Annotated in this window: 25 protein-coding genes; all 25 read right to left on the reverse strand. The window is 64.1% G+C overall.

Annotated elements, in window-relative coordinates; genetic code table 11:
• Positions 1–77: 77 nt before the first annotated feature.
• A complete protein-coding gene (locus QC821_RS04165; RefSeq protein ID WP_309718277.1) occupies positions 78–743 on the reverse strand; it encodes an MAE_28990/MAE_18760 family HEPN-like nuclease in 666 nt (221 codons plus the stop codon).
• The gene (locus QC821_RS04170; RefSeq protein ID WP_309717427.1) at positions 737–1,867 is read right to left on the reverse strand and encodes a GmrSD restriction endonuclease domain-containing protein; all 1,131 of its coding nucleotides are present in this window, start codon (positions 1,865–1,867) and stop codon (positions 737–739) included. Before QC821_RS04170 ends, QC821_RS04165 begins: the two co-directional genes overlap by 7 nt.
• Positions 1,864–3,204 (reverse strand): DNA methyltransferase, encoded by a 1,341-nt coding sequence (locus tag QC821_RS04175; protein ID WP_309717430.1) that lies wholly within the window; start codon positions 3,202–3,204, stop codon positions 1,864–1,866. Before QC821_RS04175 ends, QC821_RS04170 begins: the two co-directional genes overlap by 4 nt.
• Before the next feature lie 116 nt (positions 3,205–3,320).
• On the reverse strand, positions 3,321–6,239 hold the full coding sequence (locus QC821_RS04180) for a conjugative transfer ATPase (RefSeq protein WP_309717432.1): 2,919 nt from the start codon (positions 6,237–6,239) through the stop codon (positions 3,321–3,323).
• Positions 6,239–6,655 (reverse strand): TIGR03751 family conjugal transfer lipoprotein, encoded by a 417-nt coding sequence (locus QC821_RS04185; RefSeq protein WP_309717436.1) that lies wholly within the window; start codon positions 6,653–6,655, stop codon positions 6,239–6,241. Before QC821_RS04185 ends, QC821_RS04180 begins: the two co-directional genes overlap by 1 nt.
• 85 nt (positions 6,656–6,740) lie before the next feature.
• The gene (locus QC821_RS04190) at positions 6,741–8,186 is read right to left on the reverse strand and encodes a TIGR03752 family integrating conjugative element protein (RefSeq protein WP_309717438.1); all 1,446 of its coding nucleotides are present in this window, start codon (positions 8,184–8,186) and stop codon (positions 6,741–6,743) included.
• Positions 8,183–9,073: a TIGR03749 family integrating conjugative element protein gene (locus tag QC821_RS04195; protein ID WP_309717439.1), complete on the reverse strand. Its 891-nt coding sequence runs from the start codon at positions 9,071–9,073 to the stop codon at positions 8,183–8,185. The genes QC821_RS04190 and QC821_RS04195 overlap by 4 nt, the downstream gene beginning before the upstream one ends.
• Positions 9,070–9,717: a PFL_4703 family integrating conjugative element protein gene (locus tag QC821_RS04200; RefSeq protein ID WP_299313160.1), complete on the reverse strand. Its 648-nt coding sequence runs from the start codon at positions 9,715–9,717 to the stop codon at positions 9,070–9,072. Before QC821_RS04200 ends, QC821_RS04195 begins: the two co-directional genes overlap by 4 nt.
• Entirely contained in the window at positions 9,714–10,097 is a 384-nt protein-coding gene (locus tag QC821_RS04205) for a TIGR03750 family conjugal transfer protein (protein ID WP_309717444.1), read from the reverse strand. The genes QC821_RS04200 and QC821_RS04205 overlap by 4 nt, the downstream gene beginning before the upstream one ends.
• On the reverse strand, positions 10,097–10,489 hold the full coding sequence (locus QC821_RS04210) for a TIGR03745 family integrating conjugative element membrane protein (protein ID WP_309717447.1): 393 nt from the start codon (positions 10,487–10,489) through the stop codon (positions 10,097–10,099). Before QC821_RS04210 ends, QC821_RS04205 begins: the two co-directional genes overlap by 1 nt.
• 58 nt (positions 10,490–10,547) lie before the next feature.
• On the reverse strand, positions 10,548–10,763 hold the full coding sequence (locus tag QC821_RS04215) for a TIGR03758 family integrating conjugative element protein (RefSeq protein WP_023005028.1): 216 nt from the start codon (positions 10,761–10,763) through the stop codon (positions 10,548–10,550).
• Entirely contained in the window at positions 10,763–11,203 is a 441-nt protein-coding gene (locus QC821_RS04220; protein WP_309717450.1) for an integrative conjugative element protein, RAQPRD family, read from the reverse strand. The genes QC821_RS04215 and QC821_RS04220 overlap by 1 nt, the downstream gene beginning before the upstream one ends.
• Positions 11,204–11,310: 107 nt before the next feature.
• A complete protein-coding gene (locus QC821_RS04225) occupies positions 11,311–12,003 on the reverse strand; it encodes a TIGR03747 family integrating conjugative element membrane protein (RefSeq protein ID WP_253447969.1) in 693 nt (230 codons plus the stop codon).
• A 1-nt stretch (position 12,004) separates the two neighbouring features.
• Positions 12,005–12,295: a hypothetical protein gene (locus QC821_RS04230; protein WP_309717455.1), complete on the reverse strand. Its 291-nt coding sequence runs from the start codon at positions 12,293–12,295 to the stop codon at positions 12,005–12,007.
• Positions 12,264–14,558: a type IV conjugative transfer system coupling protein TraD gene (gene traD, locus QC821_RS04235; protein ID WP_479691075.1), complete on the reverse strand. Its 2,295-nt coding sequence runs from the start codon at positions 14,556–14,558 to the stop codon at positions 12,264–12,266. Before traD ends, QC821_RS04230 begins: the two co-directional genes overlap by 32 nt.
• A gap of 9 nt (positions 14,559–14,567) precedes the next feature.
• Positions 14,568–15,143 carry an integrating conjugative element protein gene (locus QC821_RS04240; protein WP_309717458.1) on the reverse strand — a complete coding sequence of 192 codons (576 nt, stop codon included), beginning with the start codon at positions 15,141–15,143 and terminating at the stop codon, positions 14,568–14,570.
• A gap of 14 nt (positions 15,144–15,157) precedes the next feature.
• Positions 15,158–15,742: a transglycosylase SLT domain-containing protein gene (locus QC821_RS04245; protein ID WP_309717461.1), complete on the reverse strand. Its 585-nt coding sequence runs from the start codon at positions 15,740–15,742 to the stop codon at positions 15,158–15,160.
• An 11-nt stretch (positions 15,743–15,753) separates the two neighbouring features.
• Positions 15,754–16,509 carry a TIGR03759 family integrating conjugative element protein gene (locus QC821_RS04250; protein WP_309717464.1) on the reverse strand — a complete coding sequence of 252 codons (756 nt, stop codon included), beginning with the start codon at positions 16,507–16,509 and terminating at the stop codon, positions 15,754–15,756.
• 19 nt (positions 16,510–16,528) lie between these two features.
• Entirely contained in the window at positions 16,529–17,290 is a 762-nt protein-coding gene (locus tag QC821_RS04255) for a hypothetical protein (protein WP_309717467.1), read from the reverse strand.
• Positions 17,283–17,927 (reverse strand): PFGI-1 class ICE element type IV pilus protein PilL2, encoded by a 645-nt coding sequence (gene pilL2 / locus QC821_RS04260; RefSeq protein WP_309717470.1) that lies wholly within the window; start codon positions 17,925–17,927, stop codon positions 17,283–17,285. Before pilL2 ends, QC821_RS04255 begins: the two co-directional genes overlap by 8 nt.
• 140 nt (positions 17,928–18,067) lie before the next feature.
• Positions 18,068–18,604, reverse strand: coding sequence for a hypothetical protein (locus QC821_RS04265; protein WP_309717473.1), 537 nt, complete (start codon positions 18,602–18,604; stop codon positions 18,068–18,070).
• A gap of 166 nt (positions 18,605–18,770) precedes the next feature.
• Positions 18,771–19,130 (reverse strand): hypothetical protein, encoded by a 360-nt coding sequence (locus tag QC821_RS04270; RefSeq protein ID WP_309717475.1) that lies wholly within the window; start codon positions 19,128–19,130, stop codon positions 18,771–18,773.
• Positions 19,131–19,219: 89 nt separating this feature from the next.
• The gene (locus QC821_RS04275) at positions 19,220–19,753 is read right to left on the reverse strand and encodes an STY4534 family ICE replication protein (RefSeq protein ID WP_309717476.1); all 534 of its coding nucleotides are present in this window, start codon (positions 19,751–19,753) and stop codon (positions 19,220–19,222) included.
• Between the two features lie 105 nt (positions 19,754–19,858).
• On the reverse strand, positions 19,859–20,134 hold the full coding sequence (locus QC821_RS04280; RefSeq protein WP_299313364.1) for a hypothetical protein: 276 nt from the start codon (positions 20,132–20,134) through the stop codon (positions 19,859–19,861).
• Between the two features lie 823 nt (positions 20,135–20,957).
• Positions 20,958–22,850 carry a DNA topoisomerase III gene (locus QC821_RS04285; protein ID WP_309717478.1) on the reverse strand — a complete coding sequence of 631 codons (1,893 nt, stop codon included), beginning with the start codon at positions 22,848–22,850 and terminating at the stop codon, positions 20,958–20,960.
• Between the last annotated feature and the right edge of the window lie 49 nt (positions 22,851–22,899).

A 22,899-nucleotide genomic window follows, 5' to 3' on the forward strand; every position in this document is an offset into this window, starting at 1 on the left:
TTTGGTCGGTAAAGCAGGGAGGGTACCGGCGCTGGCCCTCCTGCTTCTACCGGGTGGTCCAAAGTGCTGCGGTTATTCTATGAATCTAGGGATACAACTCTCACTAGATCATCAACCACACTCACAACTGTATGCTCTAGCTCACAATACACATCCTCATCAATACCATCTTTAGCTGAGCCGTGAGCAACATCATTTCTCCTACGGAGTAGGTGCTGAATAGTTCCAGTCCATGGATCAACTAGTGATGGCTCCAAACCCAGCCTAAACAAAATCTTTCTTAGCACCACAGGCTTAAGGTTAGACTCAGTATCAACTATTGAGTCAACATCAATTGAGACAGCACGTTGATAAAAGTCATGAAGTGAAACAAGAAACTCTTTATCACGTGCAAATCGATGGACCTTAGCATCATCCGGAAGGTCTTTCTTAAACACCCTACATTTTGAACTAGGATCTCTCAAAGCCTGAAAAACATCTGCCAGAGAAGCAGCTGATATTGCTTCATTAGCTTGCTCTACAAGCAGGCCAGAAGCATTAATAGAATTAACATAAGTAAACAAAATCGCTTTTGACACACCTTCAAAATGCGAATAGAGCATTACAACCAATGATTTTCTATATATTTTCCTGTCAGTCTCGCTATCGATATAGCTCAGACGATTCTTAAGAAACCTAAGCTCTGATTCACGCCACTCTCTTTCTACCTCTATCTGGGCTCGTATATCTTCAAGGTCTAACATAAGCACTCAGCGACCTTCCTTTCAACAAACTCGACCCTTTGATTTAGGGCAGCCGAATAGTTTTTCCCACCTCCTGTCGTCAACCTCTTAAACTCAGGGTCGCTTTTTATGGATCTCAGCCCTTCGAAGACCACTTCCCTCTCATCTTGATCTAGCGCACTTATTTCACCAAGATACTTCTGCAGACCTAAAGAAAACGCCTCGAAGTGTAATGATGAAAAGTATCCCATCGGATTCCCGCGACTATTATATCCAGAGAACGCGCCATTCCCAAACGCTTCATTAAGAAAGTCGAAGGTTGTTTCAAAGGCAGCTTTCTCAACCCTATAATCAAATGAAACTGACTTACTTGAGTCAGCAACAGACTCCATGTAAGACGTCAGAAACTCGCCAACCTCCTTTGAGTACCCTTCACGATTATTTTTTAATGCAAAAAACCTTAAAACATATTCTTCAAGGTACATTTGCTCTCGCTTTTCATCCGTTAGTTGTTCCATGCACTCTAGGTAACTTGGCAGTTTAGCCATATCCTTGAGAAAATCATTAAAAGTATTATCCAGAAGCCTGATAGTACAATTCCTAATCTCTTGAGGACTAAGTATCTCCCCCCCAGTATTGAGGCGCTTAAACATATGGTAACGGAACTGGTTTTCCGTTTCTCTACGAAGAACCTCCATTCTAATAAAATGCCGCTTTAGCTTTATCTGTATCGCTTGTGGAAGGCTTTCGTACGTGGAGCCATTCAAGTCAGGAAGCACATCACAACCAGTTAAAACCAGCCCCCCGCCCTCATCATCTGACTTATTTGGGTGAATACCCCTAAAATGAAAGTAAGAAGAGATCCTCTGCAAACCATCAATCAGCTCGTAAATCCCATCCTCAACCTCTATCAAATAAATAGGCGGTATAGGAAGCTCTAGGATAAGTGACTCTATAAATTGCGACTGCTTGCTTTCTGGCCAACGAAATAGCCTTTGGTATTCCGGAGATATGACAAGCTCGCCACTTCGGTACATATCAAAAAGTTCGTTGAATGAAACATCAAGAGCCCTTGTCCTGACACGCGTAACCGCAGAGTCCACGGCCGTTATAAGCTGCGCGGGAGTGGCTTTATCATCAGTCATATTGCCTCCATTATCACCACTGCTTCAGAATGTTTTGTTTTTTCCCTATACTTAGAAGACCGCGAGTTGATCTGGGACAAAAAGCGGCTAACATCATAACTCACTGCGATCTCAGAGTTTAAAGAAAGCGATTGGGCCATTTCGACATAAAGCTCTGGCAAGTTCACATAAACGTCCTTATAGTAGGAGCTTTGCACAACAAGCGCAGCAACACCCCCGGGTTTCAAGACTCTTCTCAATTCTTTTATCGAAAGCATTGAGTCAGAAAAATACTGAGCGTACGTCTTAAAGTAATAGCTTTCAGAAGACTTACTTGGGTGTCTTTTAATGCTCTCCAAAATGCTAGCAACACCATCTGGAAAAGATGCTAAGCTGGGAGAAACGCAACCCTTTCTTGCAAGCGGGGTCCCCATGCTTTTACGTCGCAACATGTCATAATCACTCTTATCACCATGAACTCCAAGAGCTGCCAGTTCAAAAGAGGTACTAACCACGTAATCAATCCTAGTACAATAAGGCGGCGAGGTAACAACCAGATCAATAGTGGAATCCTCTAAAGGTAGTAGCCTAGAATCGCCAAGGCTCACCTTTGAGCCTATAGAAGGCCTTTCTTCAACCTCTATAAGATTTTCACCCATTTCCCTGAGATTGGCGATCCACTTGACACATAGGTCTTCTGGCCTATATTTAGGAGGACGCTCTCGCTTCTTCATCCAAGTCGGATTAGATGTTTTTTGGACGCCAGAAAGCTCACGAGCAGAGCGCAGAAGAGCCAACATAAGAAACGAAGCTAACGGAGGCAGGGCAACTTCTGAAGGTTTAAGAGCCTTACCATCACGATCAGCCAGATTCTCTAGAACCCCACGCTCAATCGCACGATATGTGCGTATTACTGCAGGGCACAACCACCCCCTGAGGGGGTCATTGTTTTTCACTCTACCTTCTTCCAAAAAGCTGCCTTTTGCTAGCCGAGATGCTAGACCGATCACATATAGCGCATCGCTAGCTCGAGCAAGCTTTGCAGAGGCCACTAATGTAGCAACAGGGTTTATATCAAACCCTATTGCAGAATATCCCAAAGAGTCGGCCACCTTCGTTGTGGTACCACACCCATTCCATGGATCAAGGATTTTAGAGCCCACTGGAAGCTCAGCTGCTAAAATTGCAGACTTTGCAAAACCCTCAGTGAAACCTGCATAGTATGAGTACCAAGATTCAACCCCGACTTCCTTGCCTGGTCGCCTTTTTGCGTTAAATTCATGACTGGAAAACCCTCCAACCATTTTAGAAGATAAAGAGAGCGCACTACCTGCCTTTGTCAATTCCCGCATACCCATTGAGCTTTACTCATTAAATAATATTACAAATGCGCCCGACACGAACGCAAAGCCCCTACATTACACTTTCGCTCCAAAAATAACAAGCATAGATAAAGCATTATGTCAACAGATGATTAGCCAATACCTCTTGCACGATCAAGTCGTTCCGATATCGAAATTACCGCCTCGAGTTCCGAGCAGCCCTGCTCGCGCATCACCCGCATGCGCTCGGCCTTCTCCTCGCCCTCGGTGCCGGCCAGGGCCAGGTAGAGGCTGGGGGGCACCACCCGGAACAGTGCTTCCAGGCGCCCTGACAGCACCACCCCCTCGGTGTATTTCTTGGAGACCTTGGTGGCGGAAGCCATCAGCTTGCGCTGGGTGGCGGTGAGCTCCTTGAAGCGGCTGACCTGCTCGATCTCGTCCGGGGGCATGTAGAGGCACAGCCAGAACTCGATCATGTTGAGCAGCTTGCGGGCCGCGTCCGGGAAGTCCTCGAGGTTCTGGGTGGCCATCCAGATCCAGTGGGAGAGCTTGCGGCCCATCTTGCCCACCTTAACCAGATAGGGGCTGAGCAGCGGGTTGAAGGTGAGCAGGTGGCACTCGTCGATGACCTGGACGATGGGCCGCCCGCTGTACTGGTCGCGCTCGGCCAGGTTGGTGATCATGTTGGTCACGCTGATTACCGCCAGGGCGAGCTGGGCCTCGTAGCCCTCTCGGGCGAAGTGGGCCAGATCGATGATGGTCACGTCGCACTCGGGCCAGGCGGTACCGGGGCGGTTGAACACCTCGCCGTCGAAGCCGTCGCAGAACAGCCCCATGGCCTCGCCCATGTCATAGGCGCGGCGCTGCCGCTCCTCGGGAATCTCCGTATCGCATGAGATCGCATAGAGCGCCTCGCGCACGTCCTGGGTCATGCAGTCGCGGCCCTCTTCCCGGCAGCGCTCCGCCGCTCGGTAGATGGCGTCGCGCACCATGCGCCGGTCGGCGCGGCGAAACTCCCGCTCCTCCTTGGGGTCGCCGCCGGTGATCATCAGCCGGGCGGTGATCTCCATCTCGCCCAGCAGGTCGCGCTCCTCATCGGGCTGCTCCTCGTCCTCCTCCAGAGGCGCCTCCTCAAAGGGGTTGGCGTCCTCGGTATCCCGGGCCAGACGCCGCTCCTCCACCTCGTTTTCCAGCAGCCGCGTGGCCGCCGCGAACGGCGGCAGCCGGGCCCCGCAGCCCGGCGAGAGTTTGACCTGGTTGACGCTCATCCCCTTGCGCTCGAAATACTGGCCCAGCAGCCCGAAGCTGTTGCCCACCTCGATGATGAAAAGCCGCGGGCGATGCATGGCCATGACCTGGCTCAGCACGCCGTTCAGGGTGGCCGACTTGCCGGCCCCAGTAGGGCCGAACACCAGCATGTGGGCGTTGGCCGAGCGGTCCTCGAGGTTCAGCGGGTCGAAGCTGAAGGTCTCGCCACCGCGGTTGAAGAAGGTCATGCCGGGGTGGCCGGTCCCGCGGCCGCGCCCGAACACTGGCGCCAGGTTGGCCAGGTGGTGGACGTAATTGAACTGGGTATACCAGCGGTTCTTGCGATCCTGCTCCGGGTCGAAGTTCATCGGCAGCCAGCGCAGGTAGGTGTTCAGGCCGGCGACCTCGTCTTCCGGGTCCACCGGCGAGAGGTTCACCTGCAGCAGCTGAGTCGCCAGCTCCAGGCTGCGCTGCTGAAGATCCTGCTCGTCCTCGCCCATCAGGGTGAATGCCAGAGTGCTCTGGTAGAGCTTGTGGTTCTGTCCCAGGTAGCGACGGGCGGTGTCGCAGTCTTCGCGTACCTGGCGAGCCAGCACGCTGTCGCCCACCGCCTTGCTGTGTAGGCGGTTGATATGGTCCTCCAGGGGTTCCTGAGGCGTCGCCACGATGGTCAGCACCGCCTCGGTGCCCTCGGGCAGCTTGTCCATCAGGGCGTTGCTCGCCTGGCCATCGGAGCGGCGCACCTCGCCGGTGAGATGGCCCACCACCGGGGCCCGGCGCATCTCCTCCACCACCACGCAGCACTGGGGCAGCCCATCGAACCACCAGAGCCCGGTCTCCACATCGCCTCGGGGCGAGTTGAAGAGCATTCCCTCGGCCAGGTCGTAGTTCCAGGCCACGTCACCGGCGTACTCGGGGTAGTCGCACAGGACGTAGAAGCGCGCCGGGTCATCGGGGGCCAGCCGCGGCCGCGGGTTGAAGCGCGGCAGCAGCCAGCGGTGAAAGGCGCGCCCATCGTAGCGCTCCAGGCGCAGGCCCGCGCCGTGCAGCGCGGCGGCCAGCCGGTCGTAGACCTGATTGGCGGCCTGTTCGGGGGAAAGCCCCCGCTGACGCTCTCCCGCCTGGCGCTTCTTGCCGAGCCAGCTGTAGAGCACCAGGCGCGTGCGGCGGGTCTGGCCCCGCCAGCGGGTCTGGGTCACCCCGTCATCCTGGAACAGCCCGCCCGGCTTGGAGATCGCCTTGAGGTGGGCGCCCATGCTCGCCAGCCAGTCCTGGGTGAACTCGGTCTCCCGGGCCCGGGGGCGCACATAGTCGCGCATGCGCTCCAGGTCGGGGCGGGCGTCGACCTCATCCTTGACGAAGAGCTGCACCACCCAAGGATGCTGCTCATACTCCGGCAGGCTGTCCTGAAAGGCGGCCTCGATCTGGTCGCGAATCGCCTCCAGAGACTCCGGGGCGCGGCCCTCGGTGGCGATGGGGAAGACCTCGGCCACCACCCCCACTGAGACGCCGTCTTCCAGCAGAAAGCAGCCCGACTCGGGCAGGTACTCCACCCAGGGCAGGTAGTTGCTGAACGAGGGCGCCCGGCGGAAGTGCGCGCGCAGCTCGGCCACGGAAGGCGCCTTGCCCCGGGGCAGGGCCAGCGGCCGGCCGTGAACGTCGCTGCTGAGCGCGGCCAGCGCCTCCGGCTCGGCCGCTGGCGTATCGTACTGCTCGGCCTCATCCCGGCCTGAAAGCACGGTTTCCTGCGTCTGGCCGGGCTCGCTGTCGCCGGCCGGGGCGCTGCCAAACAGCCGGTTCATCAGGTCGTCGAACTTGGACATCAGCGCGCCCTCCCCTCGTCACCCTGGCTCTCAAGCGTTGCGCTTGGGCGGGCGCTCTCGCCGGGCATGGCGTACTGGGTGCGCTGGTAGAGGGGAAACACCGTGGAGTAGCCGGGTACCGGCACCTGCTCGGCCCCCGCTAGATGGGGAAAGACGTACATCACCAGATCCGGGTTGGGCAGGCGACGAAACTGGCTGTAGATCTCGTTGCTGGCGTCGCGGCTGTAGCGCAGCTGCTCGCTGACCAGCTCCGGGCTCTCCAGGGGCCGGCGCAGCTCGCTGCGCACGTCCAGCAGGCGGCGTTCGCCGGTGCTGTGGCCGGCCTGGTTCTGCCAGATCTCCATCATGGTGGTATCGCCCACCGGCATCAGCTCCTCCTGGGAGGTGGCGCAGCCCGCCACCAGCAGGGTGGCCATCAGCGCTGCCAGCGGCCTCGCGGCGCATTTTGCAGCACTTCTCGCAGCGCTATTTCCGGCGCTATATGCGACGCTATTTTCTGCACTACGGCAGATCGAGGACATCCGCGCCCGTGCGGTCATATCGCACCCTCCTTCCTTGTGTCTCGTAGTCGATGGGCAGCTCACGCTCGATATGGATGGCCACCGGCTGGCCGGGCGGCACGTACACGGCATCGAAGGTCTGGCCGAAGCGCTCCTGCACCCACTGGCGCACGTCGGAAACGCCGCCGGCCAGGGCCTGGCTGGCCGCATAGCGGCCGGAGCTGCCGGTGAGGCCGCTGACCACGCCGCCGCTGTCCACGCTGGTGGTGACCTCGCCCATGGCGACGGCATTGGCGCTCTGCTCGGCGGCGCCGAGGATGAAGCTAGTCAGCAGGAACTGCTGGGCATTGGTCTTACGCTCCCCGGGGATGCAGGGCAGGCCCCGCGGGTCGGAGAGCCAGCCGATGGTGGTGCGTCCGGAGCCGTCACCGGAATTGACGTCCTCAGGGGCCGGCAGGGTACGCACGGTGCCGTCCTCGAAGATGAAGGTCATCGAGTTGACCTGGCCGCGCACGCAGGAGAGCGTCCAATCCCCTGTCGCCGTACCGCTGACGATGGCGCTCTCCACCTCCGGCAGGGTGACGCCGTTGGCGGTGAGGTTCTCGCGGCCGATCACCACCTTGAACGGGTAGGGGTCGTTGACGGTGCCATCGATGGGCACCCGGCCCAGCAGCGCCGTCATGGCCACCGAGCCCATCAGGGTGGAGTTCTCCGGCAGCGTATAGACGGGCTCTACGCTGGCTTCATCGGGGCGGCCGGTCACCCGGCTCTCCACCGCACTGGAAGCGCGCTGGGCCGCTTCGCCCAGCTCACCGGCGGCATCACCGAAGCGGGTCGGGAAGGTGGTCTCGCCGCGCCCACGCTCATCCTCTTGGGCGTCCAGGGGCTCGACCCAGGTCAGCGCCTGCGCCGAGCCGGGGCCCGAGTAGGCCGTCCCATTCGGTCCACCGCCACCTTCCAGCCCTAAGCCAATGGGCAGGTCGTCGTCGCGCTGCCCATCCACCTGGCGGCGCAGCTGGTCCAGCTGACGCTGCAGGGTGCCAAGCATGGAGCTGTCCGGCTGGGACTGGCCGATCTCCTGACGCAGCCGTTCGCGCTCCCGGCGCAGCGCCTCGTCGATGGCGCCGTCCACGTCCTGGTTGCGGGTCATCAGCCGCTCGTTCTGGTCGCGCAGCGCCTGGGTTTCCGCCTGGGCCTGCTCCAGATCGCGACGCATGGCCTGCACGTGGCCAACCAACGTGGCCACGGTATCCCGCGGGGTATCCCCCTCGATGCCGAGCGCCTGCAGCTCGTCGTCGCTCAGGGTCAGCGTCGGATCTGCCTCCGCGGTCTCGGCGTCCGTGCCGGCATCGCCGCCGCCGCTCAGGCCGCGCACCACGATCAGCAGCACGATTACCAGCAGAGCCGGGACCAGCACCTTCAGCAGGGTGTTGCTGCGCAGGGTCATGAGGTGCCCTCCTCGGCCTGATTCATCTCCTCCAGCGGTATCAGTGCCCTGTCCAGACCGCCGCGCCGGGTGACCAGAAAGACCGTGGTGGTGTCCTCCACGGAGCCCCGCGGGGCCAGGTAGGGGTGCATGAAGGTCGCGGAGTAGAACTCCCCCTGCAGCCAGCGCGGGTCGAGCTCGAAGGCGCGTCGCCGGTCGTTGTTCTCGAGCTTCACCGCGGTGACCGTCCAGCCATCGAGCCGCCAGGCGCCCAGGGGCGTGGCGGTCACCGGCAGCGACGGCAGCAGGGTGCCAAGCGACTCGGGCAGCCGCATGGGCACGCGAGAGACGCCGCGCAGGGGCTCGATGGTCCGCTGCGGCGCATAGAGGGACTGGGCGGCATGCCGAGTGAGCAGCACGGGCACCGGCGTGGCGGTGGCCCGTTGGGCCTCACCGTCTGACGCCTGAGCAGAAGGCCAGGACGCCTCTGACGCCTGCGCCCCGCTGCTACCCGAGGACGAACCCGTCGAAGCACTTGCCCTGGCCGGCGACGCCTCGCGGCTGTCCACTACCAGGATCTCCTCGCTGCTGGCTCCCTCCCGGGCGGAGAGGTCCAGCAGCAGCACATCTCCGCTCTCCACGTCCTGCACCCGCACGCGCTGGGTCTCGAAGGCCTCGAAGGCCTTCAGGTAGAGCACGCCCCCGGCGCTCTGGACGCGCAGCACCTCGGGGTTGGCCAGGGCCGGCGGCAGCCCCACCCGCACGTTGCGGTCCAGGGTGACGATGCGCTCCTCATCCACCGGCAGCGGTATCTCCAGGGGGCGGCGCTCCCAGGGCATGACCTCCACCGCCAGGGCATCGCCGGCCAGCGCCGCGCTCGCCAGGCAGGCCAGTATCACGCACTTCATAGCAGGTCTCCTTCCTCCTCACGGCCGGGCACCGCCAGGCGCTGCGGAGTGCCCTCGAAGCAGTCCACCTGCAGGCCCCAGGGGTTGCGCTGGGGGTCCACGTCGGCGCGCACGATGCGTAGCGGATAGCGAATGAACAGATCACGCACAGGCGTGCCGGCGTACTGCTCGTCGATGGCCATATCCAGGGTCACCACCCAGGCATCGCGGCTCAGCACCTCGACGGCACTGGCGCGATAGCCGCGCCCGGGGATCTCGTAGATGCCGCGCACGCGCCCGGAGAGCTCCTGACGGCGGTTGCGGGTCTCGTAGTCGTTGTCCAGGTAGCGCTGGCAGGAGGGGGTGAGAAAGGGCGAGTAGGCCTGCAGGTTGCGTTGATAGTCGCTCTGGCCGTCGGAGGGCCAGCGGTTGATCTGCTGCCAGACGTAGAACCCGAAGGCGTAGACGCTCGAGGGGTCGACCTCCCACCAGGCGCGGGTGCTGCCGGAGCGCAGGTCGGGCGGATTGTGGATGGTCAGGTTCTCAGGGGCCGACTTCCAGCCCCACCACAGGCCGGCGCTCAGCAGGGCCAGCACCGCGATGACCAGGCGCAGGGTGGTGATATGGGCATCCCGGGCGCTCAGGGCGTGACGAAAGCGACTCATGGCCGTCCTCCCGGCTGGTAGCGCATCCGCCGCCGCGAGTAGGGGCCGGAGCGGGTGATCAGGGTATCGCCGCCCCACAGTCGGATGCCCTGCCGGGCCAGGCGAAACTGCAGGCTGCGATAGAGCCAGGAGGCGGGACGGCCGCGACGCAGCCGCCGCATGACGGCCCCACCGAAGTAGAGCGCCATGCCGGCACAGGCGAAGGCCACGGTGGGCACCATGGCGATGGCCCCCAGCAGCCAGGCGCCGATCGCGCCCGGCAGCAGGCCCACGGCCAGGCCGCCCAGGGCCATCATCCCAACCTCATGCCCGGTCATGCCCCGGAACACCACCGGCGCGGCGTTGAGGCGGGTCGGCAGAAAGTCGAGACGGTTGGCCATCAGAGGATCTCCGACGCCTTGGTGGCCAACCAGATGATGGCGATGATCAGCACCACCCCCACCACAACCACCACGCCGAACTTCGACCATTCGCCGCGCACCCGGGCCTCGTTGAAGGTGGCGATGGCAGCGATGGCCACGATCAGGAAGGCCACCGTGGCCAGGATCAGGCCGCCCAAGGCGCCGAAGTCGAACAGGTAGTTCTGCAGGGTGGTGAGCAGGCCATCCCCCTCCCCTCGCGACGGTGCCTCCATGGAGGGCAGCCCCTGCGCCATGGCCTGGGCCGGCAAGAGCCCCGCCGCAGCAAGCGCGGCAAAGCCCCGGGGCTGGGCATGAGCACGAGCACGAGCACGAGCACGAGCACGAGAGAAGAATGAACGCACGGCAGTCATAACGAGCTCCTTTTTGAATGACGAATTGCTGAATGACGAAGGTGCGAGGCCTGCGGCCTCAGAGGAAAATCCAGAACATCACCACGACCAGGAAGACGGCGCGCAGGGCGGCGAAGCCGAAGTCGTCGCCGCTGACGCGCCCCTTGGCGTAGCCTCGGTAGGAGGAGATGGCGCTCCAGCACGCCCAGAGCAGCACCACGGTGCAGCCCACCCCGGCAATCAGGACGCCCAGGGGTGGCGCCTCGAAGCCGGCACCGGCGGCGAAGGCCTCCATCAGTACCGCTCCCGCAGGTAGTCGCCGGCGAGCGGCGCCGGCTGCCGGGGCGGCAAGCGGGGAGGTTCGAGCACGTCATCGATGCCCTCGGCCACCGCCTCGAGGTCACGGCGCAGGCGCGGCACGTCCAGAAAGACGCGGGTGGTGTGGGGGTCGAACTCCCCGACGCGGCCCTCGAGCCGGTCCACAATGCGCTGGATCTGGGCCAGCTGGTCCTGGATCAGGGCCAGATCCTGGCGGGCGATCTCATCGCGCAGGCCGTCGCGCTCGGCGGCATGTGCAATACCGAAATGGGCGGTCAGCAGCGTCAGGAGCAGGGGCGTCAGGGCCCGTGGCAGGCGGCGAAGCGTCATGGCAAGACAGTCCATCCGTTGGCTGGCATTGCCGTCATCCTGTCGCCCGCCGGGGTGCAGCGCAGCAGGAAACCATAAGCGCCGCACACGACGTTTATCTCTGCCCGCTCAACACCCTGGACACGCAAGCACCGGAGCCCGTGCAGGCTCCGGACGATAGCCGCGAGGCCGCGGAAGGCCAGCGACGTGAGGCCTCAGAGGTACTTCTTGAAGCTCCCCGTGGCGATGCTGACCAGCAGGCCGAAGAGTGCCGCGCAGGGCAGCAGGAAGGCGTTGGGGTGAATGGCGAAGGGCACACTCAGGTAGAGCAGCCAGCCCACCACGAAGACCGGCGTGATGGCCCGCTTGGCATGGTGGTAGATGAAGGCGGACTCGCGCCCCGCGCCGAAGCGGCGCAGGTCACGGCGCACCAGACCGTCGACGAAGCCGACCAGGGCCGCCAGGGCGAAGAGCGGCGAGGTCAGCAGCAGGATGACCACCCGGGTCAGGGTCATCAGCGTGACGTAGAGCGCCGCCTGCACGTAGACGTGCAGGGTGCCGAGCCAGCCGCCGTGATGAGCGCTGGTCTCGAGCCAGGCCGAGATCCCGCTCCTCACGAACAGCCAGTCGTAGGCGCGACTGACCGCCCCCGTCGCCAGGGCGACCGGGTCCGAGACCAGCAGCGAGCGGGTGAAGGTGGTATCCAGCCGGGCCACCTCCGCTTCCAGGGTCTCCAGGGCGTGCTGGGCCCCGGGCTGGCTCCACCACTGCCAGTAGATCCCCGCCCACTCGATCAGCACCGACATCAGCAGCGAGACCACCAACACCGCCATGATCTGAAACGGAAGGCCGAACAGCGTGGAGAGCCAGCCGCGTCGGGTTTCCTGGGCGCGCTCCGCCGTGGCCATCTCAGTGCACCCTCACCGGCGTCAGCGAGCAGAGCAGCGACCAGCGGCGGTCGTGGTAGTGCAGGATCAGCCGCCCCTCATGGGGGTGCTCGCCCTGCTCCCACACCGGCGAGAGCCCCTTGCGGTAGGCGCGCTGGGTCAGCTCGACGCGGTCGATGCCGATGACCACGTAGTCAAGCAGTCCGTACAGGGCCGGCGGCAGCTCACTCAAAGAGCCGCTCTCCAGGGCGACGCTGGAGACGATGGCGGTTGCCGCAGTATCAGGCGTCATGGGCGTTGTCTCGGTGTTCATCACGGTTCTCCCTCTCTTGAGCCAGCGGCCACTCGTCGAGCAGCTGATCCTCGGCCTCCTCCCCCTGCCGGCGCGCTTTGGCCTCGTCCTTGTCCCGCACCTCCACTCGGGCTTCTGCCCGAGCAGGCGGCGGATCCTGGGCATCGCTGGCCCGCACCGGGAGCTCAGCCCCCAGGTCCCCCAGCTCCAGGTTCACCGGCGGCGGCATGACCGCGGTCCACCACTGCTCGCCGGTGGTGTAGTCGCGCTTCATGCGCTCGGCGAGCTCGGCGATGCTGCCGGGGATGTCCTCGTGCCTGTCGGGCAGCGGCAGCGGCATGCGCACCTTCCAGAGCTGGCCACCCTCGAGCAGGGCGAAGGCCTGCCCCTTGGGCAGCGAGACCACGTCCGCCGGCTCGATCATCGGCACCTGCACGGTGCTGATGCGGTCGCCGCCGGAGCTGGTGAAGTCGATATCGTTGGCGATGTCGCTGGAGTCGGAGGCCATGCTGACCAGCATGCGGGTGGCCACGTTGACCTGGCGCAGCTGTCGGGTCAGCAGCTCGGCGGTCTTCTCCTCGCGCACCCGCAGCATGACCAGGTTGTTGAAGTTGCCGACCACCTGGCCGGCCTTGGCGGCGTTGCCGATGCGCGCCTCGATGTCGGAGAGGGTCTGGGTGTAGGCGGTGACCTGGATGCCGGCACCGCCCCCCTTGTTGATCAGCGGGATGAACTCATCTCCCATCAGCTCGTTGAACTCGTCGCAGTGCAGGTTGATCGGCACCTTGCCCATGCGCTTGCCGTTCACCGCCGGCAGGCCGTCATCGATGCCGTGCTTGTAGATATGGCCGGCCACCGAGACCAGGTCGGCGAACATCGAATTGCCCACCGCCTGGGCCACCTCGAAATCAGACATGGCATCCAGGCCCACGTAGACGATGCCGCGCTTGCGGATGATCTGCTGCCAGTCGATGATCGGCCGGGGGTCTTCGATGTCGTCGTAGTCCGGCGAAAGCAGCTCGGCGATGCGCCCGGTGGTCAGCTTCTCCAGCAGCGGCAGCAGGCTCGCCACGATCTTGTCGAAGTAGGTCTTGTCGTAGCGCACGGCGCTGCGCAGCCCCTCGAGCACGGCGTCCACCACCTTGACCTGCTGCAGGTACTGCTCGATGGCCACCACCCGCTTGTCGCGGCCCTGAAACTGGCGGGGAATGTTCTTCTCGTTGAGCTTGCCCTCGATGGTGGTGATGCGCTCCCAGGCGTGCTGGTCGTGGCGGGTCAGGGTCTGCTGGGCGTACTCGATCATCAGGCCGTCGATGTTCACCACGTCCGAGAGGATCTGCTCGTAGGTGGGGCGCTGCCCCAGGGCATGACGGGCACGGGCCACGATGTTGACGAAGCGCCAGGCAAACTCGCGGAAGGCGGCGCTGTTGCCCTCACCGGAGAGCTGGCCGGCGAGCCGGGTGGCCACCTCGGAGATGCGCCCGAAGCGGCCCACGGCGTTGTAGCGGGCCGAGATATCCGGCCAGCCCAGGTGGAAGACGTAGAACGCATCCCCGCGGCCCGCCCGCTGCGCCTCGGCATACATGCGGATCATCAGGTCGGCGTCGCCCTTGGGGTCGAAGGCGATCACCACGTCGCCGCGATGAATGTCCTGAGTGATCAGGATCTCGGCGAGCCGGGTCTTGCCGACCCGGGTGGTACCCTCCACCAGGGTATGGCCGACCCGCTCCCCCAGGGGCAGGTAAACGTCGCGCTCCTTCCACTCCACGGCGTGCAGTGCCGCCATGCCACCCACCGGCGGCAGCGGGCGAACCGGGTTCCAGGGCACATCCGCGGCGAGCAGCTTCACCAGCGGCCGACCGGCGCCATAGCGCTCCAGCCGGTTCTCCAGCTCCCGGGCGACGCGGTAGGCGGGCCCCGGGCGCAGATAGCGCTGCACGTGGGGCTGCTGGCTCTCATGCAGCCGCTGGGTGTGGCGCGCCTCCCACTTGAAGCCCTTACCCATCCACAGCAGCCGCTGGCTGACCGGGATCTGCCGGCTGCGCATCGCGAAGCGCGGCAGGCGCTTCATGTTGCGGCGGTAGCGCAGCACCACCCAGGCCTGCCGCGCACGCCACAGCCCGAAGGCGGCAAAACCCGCCGCCATGCCGTAGCCCACGCTGGGCGACAGAGCCAGCGACCAGGGCGCCATGATGCAGAGCACCGCACAGGCCAGGCAGACCAGGGCAGTGTTGAGCTCTACCGCCGGGCGCAGCAGCGCCTCCAGGGGGTGTGTCTGGTTCATCGTGCGCTCCTACTGCTCCAGCCCCTGAGCCGTCACCAGCACCGGGTAGTGGGCCAGGCCCAGCCGGCCGGCCAGGTCGTCCCCCGGCGTGGGGCGCAGCTCGAGCCCCGGCGCCGCCTCGCGCAGGCGCTCAAGCCCCTCGGGTGTGGCCACCTCGACGATCAGCCCCACCGCGTTGAGCTCGCGCAGGGTCTCTCCGCGGGCCTCCAGCCAGCGCAGCGACAGCGCATCGTCGCCGACCAGGAAGAAAGGCGTCATGCGGCTCGGCAGCTCCAGCGGTCGAAAGCGCACCTCGCCGGGCGACAGCCGCTCGCTGGTCACCGGCAGCATATCCGCCTCGCTGAAAGGCACCGGCGCACGCGGGTCCGGCGCATAGCCCTCCTCCTCCGGTACGTCGGCCATGCCGATGGCGACGAAGTAGGGGCGTGCCGGCTCGCCGCCATGATCGGCAAGCACCTCCAGGGCAGGCCGCTCGGCCAGGGACATTGGGGGCATGGTCTCCGGCTGGGCGCCGGCGGCGTGCAGCGCGAAGAGCCCACTGATCACGGCGGGTAACATCCAGCGGCAGCGATTACGTTTCGCCATCGGTCGCATCTCCCTTAGTTGGCTGCCAGCTGCCGCTGGCGAGACGTGTTCAGCCGCTCGAGCTCGGCGGCGACGATGCGGCGATAGCGGGCCGCTGGCTCTCCGCCAGCGGGACGGTGGTAACGCCCAGCCGCCTGCACCCAGTCGCCGGTGGCTTCGAAGTGGCCGCGCAGCAGGCGCGCCGCCTCCTCCAGGTTGGCGTAGGGATCCAGGGCATCGCAGGGGTGGGGAAAGCGCTTTCCGGCGCCGAACAGCTGCGGCTGCCAGCGCACATTGAGCTGGGCGATGCCCACGTCCACGACGCGGGTTTCCCGGAGGGCCAGCACCAGGGCGTCGCAGGCCGCCTGGCGCGTCGCGAAGTGGAAGCCCTCCCCCGCCACGTTCAGGGTCCAGGGCCAGGGCCGGCGACCCGCCTTCAGGCTCACCACCGACTCCGCCGTGGCCACCGCATAGAGCACCTCGGGCGGGACCTGATGCAGGCTTGCGGCATCGAAATAGGCCGGCGGCACCGCGGCTGACTTGGCCAGCGATGACACCACCGCCAGGGCACAGGCAAGCGCGCCGCTCATCACCAGGCGTCGGCATGCTGTCAGCCTCATGTCACCCCCCCTCACCTCGGATAGACCTGGGGCAGCGACCCCACGGTGATGCCGTGCTCGGGGTCCGGCTGGCCGTGGTTGAGGGTGATGTCCCGCGCCCGCACGCGATCCGCTGGCACGCCCACGCGGCTCGCCCAGTCGCGTATCACCGCGTCGTCGCCGTCGCTGTCGAGCACAAAGATGTCCATCTGGGCGCCTTGGGCCATCAGCTCGCTGACGGTGCTGTCGCAGCGCTCGCACGCCTCGATTGCCACATACACCGTCAGCCGCGCCTGCAGCGCGCCCTCGTCGGTGAAGTGAAAGGCCTTGCGCGGCCGCAAGGTGAACTCGTCCACCGGCATCTCGTCGGGATAGAGGCGCTGCCAGGCCTCGTCATAGGCTCGCTGGAAAGCCAGCTCCCGCTCGGTGCGCTCGCGCTCCACGGCTACCAGCAGCTCCGCATAGCGGCGGCGTTCCTCGGCGCTGCGCGCCTCCACGCCCAGGGCGGTGATGGGATCGAGGTTGGGCGACCAGATCCCCCGCGGCCCCTCCATCAGCGTCTCGTAGCGCTCCCAGTCGCGCTCGGTCAGCTTCCAGGCCTCGGCTCGCTGCGTGCGCGTGGTGGTACGTTCGCTCTCGAGCAGCCGCTGCGCCTCCTGAATCACGGCGGAGGCATCGGGGCGATGCTCCGGGGTGGAATGGGTAGAGGACTGGGCAGCGGCCTGGCTTGCCAGCAGGGCCACGGCAACGGTCATCGCGGAAAGCACAGCAGGTTTCGGGTTTGTCATCGCAGGATCTCCGGTGGGCTCAGGGAATCTGGATGTTGGCGGAGCGGCCGTTGCGGCTGAAGACGGCGTGAGTGCTGCGGATACTGGTCAGCTCCCAGCCATCCTGGCGATCCCCGACGCCCAGCAGCCGGATATCCCGCAGGCTCGACAGGCCGTTGGGCGAAACACCAACGTAGGGGCGCCCGCCCCGGGACTCGACGCCGGTGACCTGGAACGGGGGCGACGGCGGGGCCGCTGGCCGCGGCGCCTGGCGGGCAGGTGCCGGGCGTGACGCCGCCTGCCGGCTCTGCTCGAGGCGCTCTTCCAGCGTCTGGATCTGCTCGTTCTGGGCGGTGACGCGCAGGTTGAGCTCGCTATCCAGGCGGCTCAGCGCCTCGGAAAGCTCAGACAGGCGGGGCCCGAACTGGTCCAGCCTCTCCAGCTGAGCCCGTGTGGCCGTGATGCCGGCGGCATTCTCCTCCCCTCGCTGCTCGGCCCGTTCGAGACGCTGTAGCAGCTCCGTCAGGCGCTGCTCCAGCGCCGCCTGCTGTGATTCCACTCGGGCGAGTGCCTCCTCCAGCGGTACCAACGCCTGCTGCACCTGGGACTGCACCAGGGATTCCATCGGCACCTCCTCAGGCGCCGGCCTCAACAGCAGCGCCCCTGACACCACGGCACCGGCCAGGCTGACCGCCAGCAGGCCGTAGAGGGTCTTCCTGCCGCCCTTCCCTGCCCCGTGCTTGGGGCGATGCTGCGGCTCCGTCGGCTTGTGGTCGGGCGACAGCTCGGTAGGCTCACGCATCGCTCACCTCCGCCACCGCTTCGCTGCGCTCGTCACGGCTGTCGTCGCCGTGCCCCGGCGCATAGCGAATATCCCGCACCTGGTAGCAGACCTCTCTGGCGACGGGGTCGACCTCCAGCTCCCAGGCGTCACCGCCCAGCACCTGGAGGGCTTCGCGCAGCGGCATGGGACCCAGCCGGTAGTGGGCCGCCGGCAGCGGCTTGCGGTAGAGGGTGTGCTGGGCGGGACCGGGTGCGGGGCAGAGCGAATAGCCGGTATGGCGCAAGGTGTGATGCAGCGCGTCCTCCACGGTGGTGGTCATGGATGCCGGAATGCGCACGTCGATGGTCTGCTCCAGGAGATAGCGCTGCCCCAGTGAGGCCTGAGTGGCCACCAGCTGATAGCGCCCGGTGCGAATCACCTCGACGGAAGGCAGCTCATCGCTGTAGATGTCCGGAGTCACGGCCTCGGTCGTCGGCGGGTTGGGGCCGGTGACCACGGCCCGATGCCTCTCGCCATCGACGTCGAAGTACGGCAGCGAGAGCACGAGAGGGTTGGCGTTCGAGGGCTCGGTAGCCTGTGGCGGCTGATGGGCACAGCCCGCCAGCAGCGTGGTGGCGATCAGCGCAGCCGTCGAGAGGGTGGGAAGGTTGAGCATGCGTTGCCTCAAGGGAGTCCATTCAATGGCGTTGAGGCAGGAGGTTCTCGGGTTTGCGGGGGCGGGTCGATTGGAAAGCGTAATCAGGCGGAGAAAGGAAAAACGCCCCGGGGTGGGGCGTTTTTCAGGGTTGGGAATCGTCAGTGTCTTGGCATGACGCTGAGCGCCTCGAGCTCTCGGCGCACATAGGGTCGATAGTAGTGGTCCAGAGCCAGCTGCAGCCGCAGGCCTGCCGCCCGCTCGCGAAGCCAGCGCGCTGAACTGAAATTATCGGCCAGGGCAATCTCCTCTCTGGCCCGCTGCTCCAGTGCCTGCTCGCGCTCGCGTAGCGCAGACGCTTCCTGAACGGTGGGCGGCATGAGCCACTCGAAGGCACCCGTCGTAAAGCGCGCTGCTGCCACAAGGCGACCGTACCGGTCTCGCACCTCGGCGTGAGACAGCATGACCTCCGGGCCGATATGCGCCAGAAGGTCGGGCTCTGCATGGACGATCTCGGTGACCGTCGCAAAGCTGCCAGCGTCGATGACGGTTGTCTCCTCGAACCAGGGGTCCGAGGGAGCGGTATCGTCATACTCCCAGCGCGTGCCATGCACCGTGAGACGAAACTGCTCGCGCAGCACCGTCTCCCGAATCAGCGCACCTTCGACCGCATAGGGGTTGGGGACAAAGTGTTCCATCGTGGTTCTCCCGTTCATGACAACTCCGGGGAGAACCTTCCCAGCGGGGAGGCATTTCCCCGGCTGGGTGGCGATGAGTAATGTGGTTAGTCGAGGGGCAGGCCTGGCCATTTACCCCCGTGAGTCAGGATGAGCCGGATGCTGCCATCCGGGTCGTCGTGGCGACTCATGATGACCTCCGGCACTCGTCGGCATCTTCACGCGCCTCGGTTCCGAGCCAGAGCGTCTCCTGATGCCAGGCCTTGAACGACACGGCACCGATTAGCTCTCCCATCACCAGCGATGGCCATGAGAGATCAATGCCGAGTGCCTGCGTCAGCCCCAGAAGGCTCACTGCGCCGAGCAGCAGCCAAACGAAGCGTCGACCGGCTGGCAGGCTGCCAATGACGCAGAACGCACGATAGGTCAGCCAGAGCAGCGCCGGTACCCGAGCCTGTTGCTGCCAGTGGCGCATCTCGGTAGGTAGTGGCCTGGCTACCACCTCAAGTGAACGCAGTCGGGCCAGCTTGGATGTGATGGATTTCACGGTGCTCTCCTTGTTGATATGTCGGGAGAGACACCTACCCGTTGGGGAGGCGACTCCCCGACAGGGTGGGTGAATGGAAACGCTGTGGATCAGTGCATGGTCGACGAGTCAAAGGCGCCGACCGCGTCTACTACTTGGGCAGCGGCGTAGCCCTTGCCGGTTTTAGACGACTCCGCTGAGGCAGCGGGTCTGTCATTACCAGCAGTCTGCTCGTCGCGGCGGGGCGCCTGGTAAACCATCTCGCCGTTCACCTTGATCCAGCTGATGAACAGCAGGCGCGCCTTGAGACTGACGCCGGTCTGGCCAGCCTTGTCGCCTCTGGAGTAGACGAAGGTGTCCGTCCAGAGGTCGCCCAGCTTGAAGCCCACCAGCACCTTGCGGCCCTGATATACCGCCTGGCGGCAGCGTTTGACGAGCGCTTCAGCCTCACGGCCGCTGATCCGGCAGTCGAAGCGGGTATAGCCCACATCGTCAGCGGGGCCGTTGAGGGCGGCGATATCGCAGGCCCAGAACGCGTCTCCACGCTTCGGCCTGACCTCTCGGATGCGGTTGAGATAGCCAAGGCCGGTGATATGCAGGTCGAAGAAGCCAGTGGTGGCACTCTGGTGAGTGGAGTTCGTCATGGAGTGTCTCCTCGGTGGGTTGCAGTGTGCGCCCGGAAGACACTCGCCCCCTCTGGGAAGTCGAGTGGCTTCCCGGGTGGGCAAGGGGTGGTTTCAGACGCTGGCTCAGCCCATCAGCACGCAGTGGTGCCGAGCGCCCGCCAGGTGGGTGTGGCAGCAGTCGCAGGATGAGGTCGAGAACGCTTCGTCGTGCTCGCTATCGCCGACGACGAGGGTGTTCCCGTCGCGCTGCGCTGCGTAGATGGAATCACGCACCTCCCTTTCACGGGCGGCAGCGCTCTCCTCATCCAGGAAGTGATCCAGCCCGGTGGCATCGTCATTGGCGATGATCATCAGGCAGTCGTCACAGACCATGACATGGTCGTCGACAATCGTGGCCATGAGGCCTTCCTCCAGGTTCCAGGGGGTCCGCCCCCTGGGGAGGCATCTCCCCGAATGGGTGGTAATCGCAGTGGCATCCAGCCCGAATGGGCGGCCTCGTCTCGGGATGCGCGAGGCCTTGGGAGATGGCGTACCGCCAAGCGGCGCACCCTTGAAACGCCTGGGTGCCTGGGGTGTCTCGGTTGGAGCCGGTCGAGACCACCGGGCCGCCAGCGGCGGCACTTGCCCGCTGGGAGGCTGCTCACTGCTTCGGCAGCGTCTCCTCGATATCCCCACTCGCAAGACGCGGCACGCCACGTCTTGGGATTGAAGACCATAGAGGGCATCAACAGGGTCGTCGCCGTATCGACAAGTACCAGGATGTCCGCCATGCAACTGGAGCCAAGGCATGTCCCTCGTTGCCATGCTTCGCTCACGGTGGCACCCGAATCTCTTCGCGGACGCATTCGGTCGATCAAGCACAGATCCCTGTACAAAGGGCTCCCGTTGGTGATGCGGCGGGCTCCGCAGAAGGGCAGGCGTTTCCAGCGTGGAAACGTCAACCGGCCTGGCCGCTACCCTGGATCAAGGTAGCCGGCAGGCCGGTCGTCGTATGAGAGAGGTGGCCAACCAACCAAGCTGGCCTGAGATAAAGGAGCCTCGTATCCCGGTGGAAGCAATGAAGTCAGTGGCTCTGGCTTCAAAGGTAGGGAATGGGACGCGACAGTCTCGCGAGGCGCTGTCGCTTTGGGGGATTGAGCGTTAGCGCTCAAAGGGCGTTGCGTGATGACCGTCAGCAACCAACGGGGTACGGCTCTCATTATTGAGCCTACCCCTCTTAGGGTCAAGATGATGACGCCCTGCGCCGGCTTCCGGCGCCTTTTCCTGGCGTCTTGTTCTTTGGCTGAGGCATCGTCACCGTAGACTCTCGCGCATGCTGCACCAGCTTCTCCACCATGCCGGCCTGACGGCCCATGAACTCTTGCAGCGCCAGGCGCCCTGCCGCTACGTCATCCAACGCCTGTTCCCAGAGCGCCGTCATGCCGGGATTGGTGATGACGGTAGGCAGCGCATCGATCAGCTGCTGACCGGTCGGCGTCGAGACCAGGGCACGCTTCTGCCGCTTGATGAAGCCCCGCTTCAGCAGGGTCTCGATGATGCCGGCTCGCGTTGCCTCGGTGCCGATCCCAGCTGTCTCCTTGAGACGCGCCTTCAGGCGCTCGTCTTTCACGAACCGAGCGGCATGCTTCATGGCGGCGACCAGGGTGCCCTCGGTGAAGGGCTTGGGCGGTGTCGTCTGCTTGGCCAGCACCTCAAGCTGACCAGCCTGGCAGCACTCCCCCTCGCTCAGCGACGGCAGCGGGAACGCTTCCCGCTCCTCTTCACCCTCCTCTCCAACCGCCGACCGGGGAAAGAGTTCGCGCCACCCTTCCACACGCACCTGCCGCCCTGAGGCCACAAACGCTTCGCCCTCCAGGTCCACTCGCAGATCGGTCCGATCGTACTCATGAGCCGGCAGAAACTGGGCCAGGTAGTGGCGACGAATCAGGTCGTAGACGTTGCGTTCGGCATCGCTCAACTTGGTCAGGTCACAGGCTGCCGTCGGGTTGATGCCGTGGTGGGCAGTAATCTTGCTGTCGTTCCAGACACGGCTCTTGCGGCTCGTGTCCAGGCGCTGGCGAAGCGCCGACAGCGCCTCATCCGAGCGCAGCAGCAACGTCACGATGCGCTCGGCATCCTCGCGCTGCGACTCCGGCAGATACCGGCAGTCAGTACGGGGATAGCTGGTCGCCTTATGGACTTCGTAGAGTGCCTGGGCGATGTCCAGTACCTGCTGGGCACCGTAACCAAAGCGGCGCGACGCTTCCTGCTGCAGCGATGAGAGATCCATCACCAGTGGCGCCGCCTCCTTCTTGCGACTCGTCTCGAGGTGGCTGACACGTCCCTGCTGCCCAGTCGCCCGCTGAGCCAATGATCGGGCGGCTTCCTCGCTGACGCAGGGCCCCACGGCGTCCTGGATCGAGGCATCACTCGGCTGCCACTTCGCCTGAAAGGTCCCGCCCGACGCCTGCAGATGCGCCACGACTTCCCAGAAGGGCTGGGGAACGAAGTTGGCAATCTCCCGGTCGCGATCCACGACCAGGCGCAGCGCAGGCGTCTGTACACGTCCCACCGAGAGCACTCCCTGATGGCCCTGTCGCTGGGCCAGCACCGTATAGGCCCGGGTTAGATTCATCCCGACCAGCCAATCGGCCCGGCTACGCCCGAGCCCAGCCAGATACAGCGGGTATGTCGCCTCGCCTGGCCTGATGTCGGCCAGAGCCTTGCGGATCGAGGCATCATCCAGGGCCGAGAGCCACAGGCGGGCGACCTTCCCCCGATAGCCGCAGTAATCCAAGATTTCGCGGGCGATGGTTTCCCCTTCGCGGTCGGCATCGGTGGCAACCACCACTTCACTCGCCTGGCCCAGCAGCTTCTTCACCACTCCGAACTGCTTGCGGCCGCTCTTCTTGATCTCCACCTTCCAGGTCGAAGGCAGAATCGGCAGCGCTTCCAGCGACCAGCGCTTGAGCGCCGGGTCGTACTGCTCCGGCGGGGCCTGCTCGAGCAGGTGCCCGAACCCCCAGGTCACGACACACCCCTCGCCCTTCAGGAATCCCTCGCTGCGCTGGCCGGCACCAATCACGCGGGCAATATCTCGGGCCTGCGAAGGCTTCTCGCACAGGAATAGACGCATTGGCACACCTCCCTCATAAGCGTGGAGGGCAGCATGGCAAGGCAGTGAG

It is taken from the genome of Franzmannia qiaohouensis (assembly GCF_031451695.1).
GTDB classification, from domain to species: Bacteria; Pseudomonadota; Gammaproteobacteria; order Pseudomonadales; family Halomonadaceae; genus Franzmannia; species Franzmannia qiaohouensis.

Bases quoted from the DNA above. Each gene is read 5' to 3' on its own strand.
- QC821_RS04170 (WP_309717427.1), bottom strand. From the start codon at position 1,867: ATGACTGATGATAAAGCCACTCCCGCGCAGCTTATAACGGCCGTGGAC.
- pilL2 (WP_309717470.1), bottom strand. From the start codon at position 17,927: ATGCTCAACCTTCCCACCCTCTCGACGGCTGCGCTGATCGCCACCACG.
- QC821_RS04255 (WP_309717467.1), bottom strand. From the start codon at position 17,290: ATGCGTGAGCCTACCGAGCTGTCGCCCGACCACAAGCCGACGGAGCCG.
- QC821_RS04180 (WP_309717432.1), bottom strand. From the start codon at position 6,239: ATGTCCAAGTTCGACGACCTGATGAACCGGCTGTTTGGCAGCGCCCCG.
- QC821_RS04265 (WP_309717473.1), bottom strand. From the start codon at position 18,604: ATGGAACACTTTGTCCCCAACCCCTATGCGGTCGAAGGTGCGCTGATT.
- QC821_RS04175 (WP_309717430.1), bottom strand. From the start codon at position 3,204: ATGGGTATGCGGGAATTGACAAAGGCAGGTAGTGCGCTCTCTTTATCT.
- QC821_RS04195 (WP_309717439.1), bottom strand. From the start codon at position 9,073: ATGAAGTGCGTGATACTGGCCTGCCTGGCGAGCGCGGCGCTGGCCGGC.
- QC821_RS04280 (WP_299313364.1), bottom strand. From the start codon at position 20,134: ATGGCCACGATTGTCGACGACCATGTCATGGTCTGTGACGACTGCCTG.
- QC821_RS04240 (WP_309717458.1), bottom strand. From the start codon at position 15,143: ATGGCGAAACGTAATCGCTGCCGCTGGATGTTACCCGCCGTGATCAGT.
- QC821_RS04245 (WP_309717461.1), bottom strand. From the start codon at position 15,742: ATGAGGCTGACAGCATGCCGACGCCTGGTGATGAGCGGCGCGCTTGCC.
- QC821_RS04200 (WP_299313160.1), bottom strand. From the start codon at position 9,717: ATGAGTCGCTTTCGTCACGCCCTGAGCGCCCGGGATGCCCATATCACC.
- QC821_RS04250 (WP_309717464.1), bottom strand. From the start codon at position 16,509: ATGACAAACCCGAAACCTGCTGTGCTTTCCGCGATGACCGTTGCCGTG.
- QC821_RS04165 (WP_309718277.1), bottom strand. From the start codon at position 743: ATGTTAGACCTTGAAGATATACGAGCCCAGATAGAGGTAGAAAGAGAG.
- QC821_RS04185 (WP_309717436.1), bottom strand. From the start codon at position 6,655: ATGGCCACCCTGCTGGTGGCGGGCTGCGCCACCTCCCAGGAGGAGCTG.
- QC821_RS04230 (WP_309717455.1), bottom strand. From the start codon at position 12,295: ATGAACACCGAGACAACGCCCATGACGCCTGATACTGCGGCAACCGCC.
- QC821_RS04225 (WP_253447969.1), bottom strand. From the start codon at position 12,003: ATGGCCACGGCGGAGCGCGCCCAGGAAACCCGACGCGGCTGGCTCTCC.
- QC821_RS04210 (WP_309717447.1), bottom strand. From the start codon at position 10,489: ATGACTGCCGTGCGTTCATTCTTCTCTCGTGCTCGTGCTCGTGCTCGT.
- QC821_RS04205 (WP_309717444.1), bottom strand. From the start codon at position 10,097: ATGGCCAACCGTCTCGACTTTCTGCCGACCCGCCTCAACGCCGCGCCG.
- traD (WP_479691075.1), bottom strand. From the start codon at position 14,558: ATGAACCAGACACACCCCCTGGAGGCGCTGCTGCGCCCGGCGGTAGAG.
- QC821_RS04190 (WP_309717438.1), bottom strand. From the start codon at position 8,186: ATGACCCTGCGCAGCAACACCCTGCTGAAGGTGCTGGTCCCGGCTCTG.
- QC821_RS04275 (WP_309717476.1), bottom strand. From the start codon at position 19,753: ATGACGAACTCCACTCACCAGAGTGCCACCACTGGCTTCTTCGACCTG.
- QC821_RS04285 (WP_309717478.1), bottom strand. From the start codon at position 22,850: ATGCGTCTATTCCTGTGCGAGAAGCCTTCGCAGGCCCGAGATATTGCC.
- QC821_RS04215 (WP_023005028.1), bottom strand. From the start codon at position 10,763: ATGGAGGCCTTCGCCGCCGGTGCCGGCTTCGAGGCGCCACCCCTGGGC.